The organism is Flavobacterium sp. Leaf359 (assembly GCF_001423985.1).
GTDB classification, from domain to species: domain Bacteria; phylum Bacteroidota; class Bacteroidia; order Flavobacteriales; family Flavobacteriaceae; genus Flavobacterium; species Flavobacterium lindanitolerans.
On record NZ_LMPW01000004.1, the window covers coordinates 431 to 3,903 of the forward strand.

At 45.7% G+C, this 3,473-nt stretch carries 2 protein-coding genes; both read left to right on the forward strand.

The features are described from left to right. Positions 1–2,827: RHS repeat domain-containing protein (locus ASG38_RS04030; protein ID WP_304437725.1), on the forward strand; the 2,827-nt coding region annotated here is incomplete at its 5' end. 10 nt (positions 2,828–2,837) lie between these two features. Next, positions 2,838–3,260 carry a hypothetical protein gene (locus ASG38_RS04035; RefSeq protein WP_056067419.1) on the forward strand — a complete coding sequence of 141 codons (423 nt, stop codon included), beginning with the start codon at positions 2,838–2,840 and terminating at the stop codon, positions 3,258–3,260. Positions 3,261–3,473: the final 213 nt, after the last annotated feature.

Sequence of the window (3,473 nt, forward strand, 5' to 3'; positions counted from 1 at the left end):
AGAAGGCTGGCACGACACCTACTACGTCTATGACGATTTCGGCAACCTTGCCTTCGTGCTGCCTCCGATCTCCGACGGAAGCACAAGCCAGGCAGACCTGGACGGGCTATGCTACCAGTACCGCTATGACGAACGCAAACGGCTTGTGGAAAAGAAGCTTCCCGGAAAGCAGTGGGAATTTATCATCTATGACAATCTGGACCGCGTGGTTGCCACAGGCCCGGCCTTCTCGCCCTTCAATGACATTACCGCATCCGGGTGGCTGTTTACCAAATACGACGTTTTCGGGCGCATTGCCTATACCGGATGGATGCAGGCCTCGGTGACAAGTGCCGAGAGGAACACCCTGCAGGCGGCACGCAACGCCCAGACCGCCAACCTGAGCGAGGCCAAAACCGCATCGGACAACACCGTGAACGGCGTGGCCTTCCGCTATACCAACCAGGCATGGCCTACGGGTTCCGGATGGCACGTGTTCACGGTAAATTACTATGACAGCTACGCCTTTCCGGGAGCGCCTTCGGCATTCGCTGACGTGGAAGGACAGCCCGTATACTACAACCTCACGGTACTGCCAAAGGGCCTGCCGACAGGTTCCTGGTCAAGGGTTCTGGAAGCCTCCACTGCCGTGGCGGGGGAACTTTCCTATAACTTGTACGACCATAAGGCCAGGCCTGTGCGTGTCCGTACCCTAAATTATATGGGAGGATATACACAGACCGACACGAAACTTGACTTCTCAGGAAAGGTGCTCTATACGGTAACCGGGCACAACCGCACTGCTACCGGATCATTGGTCACGGTAAGGGAAGACTTCACCTACAGCAGCCAAGACCGTCTGCTCAACCGCAGCCACAAGATCGGGAACAGGGCTTCGGAGTTCCTGTCGAAGAACACCTACGACGAGCTCGGGCAGCTCATCTCCAAGAAGACGGGCGGGTCCTCACTTACGGCTCCCCTGCAGAAGGTCGACTATGCCTATAACGTGCGCGGGTGGCTCAAGGGGATCAACGATACGGAAACGCTTGCAAAGCCGGGAGACCCTGCAGACCTGTTCGCCTTTAAGATCAGCTATGATGATCCGCTGGCTGCACAGCCACAGTTCAACGGAAACATATCCGAGACCTACTGGAGGACGGCAAACGACAACATACTCCGCAGGTACGCCTACCAGTTCGACAGCATAGGAAGGCTTGCCTCCGCCTCCTACCAAAAGCCCGAAACCATATCCGCGCCAGACTCCTACAGGGAGAGCCAGCAGTACGACAAGAACGGGAACATAAGGAAGCTGCAGCGCTTTGGGGAATTTGACGATGCCGTAGTGGCCATGATGGTCGACGACCTGGACTATGCCTACCTGCCCAATTCCAACAGGGTAGCAAAGGTGACCGACTACACCAACAGCCCGGCCGGATTCAGGGATGACAGCGACGGGACTAACGACACCCAGGACGACTATGCCTACGACATGAACGGCAACATGGTCTCCGACCAGAACAAGAACATCGACCTGATTGCCTACAACCACCTCAACCTGCCGACAAAAATCACCTTTGCGGGAGGGGCGACCATCGAGTACCTCTATAATGCCAACGGAAAAAAATTAAGGAAGACCGTGACTGAAAGCGCTATGCCTGTCAAGACACAGGAATATCTGGACGGGTTCGACTACGCCAACGGGACATTGGAAGCCATACATACGGCCGAAGGGTATGTGAAGGCGGCAAGCGACGGAACAAGACCGGCTTTCAACTACATCTACAACTATAAGGATCATCTGGGCAATATCAGGCTCAGCTACACCAGGGATCCGGTATCGGAACAGGTCGTTATCATAGAAGAGAACAACTATTACCCATTCGGGCTTACTCACAAGAACTACAATACCACCAAAAGGATGTACGACAGGATGGGCGGTGGAGTCATAGAATTCTGCCCAGACTGCCCGTTCATGTATTCCTACAATTACAAGTTCAATGGAAAGGAATTCCAGGAGGAGCTTGGGCTGAATATGACGGCAATGGACTTCAGGCAGTATGACAATGCACTGGGAAGGTTTAACAGTTTGGATGTTTTGAGCGAATTGGCTCCTGGTATAACCCCTTATCGTTTTGCCTATAATAATCCCGTATTTTGGGCTGACCCAAGTGGCCTTTTTGAAACAAAACAAGCGGCCATGGATCATATACAGACTTATGGTCTATCGGGCGCAACCGTATCTTATAATGACAACAGAGGTTATTGGGAAATTGACAATAATGGTTATACCTTTGGGTATGAGAATGGTAATTTTAAAATAGCTTACAATACGGAAGATGGAGCAACAGTCTTGCATACCATAAAAGGTAGCAGTTTTAAAAACTTTTTTTCTGACAGTTCAGCGGTTCAAACTCAAAATGATAGTAGAGCGTGGAATGATACTGCAAATGCACTAGGTATTGGAATGGGAATTCAGCAAGAACTAATAGGTTACTCAATAGCTCAGAATTACAAAAGTGCTAGAAACCCATGGGCCTTTGCAAAATTAAGAGAAACACAACAAGCATGGAGAACAACAAATACTTTAGGTAAAGTAGGCAAAGGACTATTAACTACAACAAAAGTAATGGGAGTTGCCTCAGGTGTTGTTCAAATAGGAATAAAAGGTGTTGAAATTTACGATAAGGGTGTTGAGAACGCAACAGTAAGGGATTGGGCCGATTTAGGTGTTAATACAGCAGGAGTTGTAGCCGCTGTTTTCTTCGCTTCAAATCCAGTTGGCTGGGTTGTTGGCGCTGTTGCTTTAGGTTACTCTATAGGCACTACTATTTATGATGCAAGTAACTAAACAATAAAAAATGAAAAAATTATTCTACAAAATAATGATTAGTTCAATTTATACTGCTCAAAATAATGGGTTTATGAGCGATATCTGGAAGTTTGCTTCAGGGTTTTATTTTGCTTTTGCAACTTCCGCATATGCTATTTTTGTTTATTTAATCATTAACAACTATGTACTCAATGGTGCTTTAGATTTTTTAATCATAAATTTTATTTCTGATCGCAGATACAATTTCATTTTAAATATAGGCGTGTATTGTATAATACCTATTATGTCACTTCACTATCAACTATTTTTAAGAGATGATAAATACAAAATTTTGATTAAACAATTTAAAAAACAATACAACAAAAAAACATTTGGGTGGTATTTTATGATAGCGTTGGTTTTTATGTTTGCTTCATTATTCTTAAAAATTGAAAAAAACATAATCCGTTAATTTATTAAAGAACTATGCGATTTTAGGTCTCCTTTCTTTTTTAAGTAAGAGGTTTCTTAAGCGCTAAAATTTATTTGGTAAAATGTAAAAATGATTAAAAGTAAAATTACAGGGAATGCCTATTTCTGGAGTATCTTTACGATAATACCGTTATTTGGCTCAATAGTTTTCGCACACAGAATACTAAAAAGACCCTATTTGAATATTAGTGAC

Bases quoted from the DNA above. Each gene is read 5' to 3' on its own strand.
- ASG38_RS04035 (WP_056067419.1), top strand. From the start codon at position 2,838: ATGAAAAAATTATTCTACAAAATAATGATTAGTTCAATTTATACTGCT.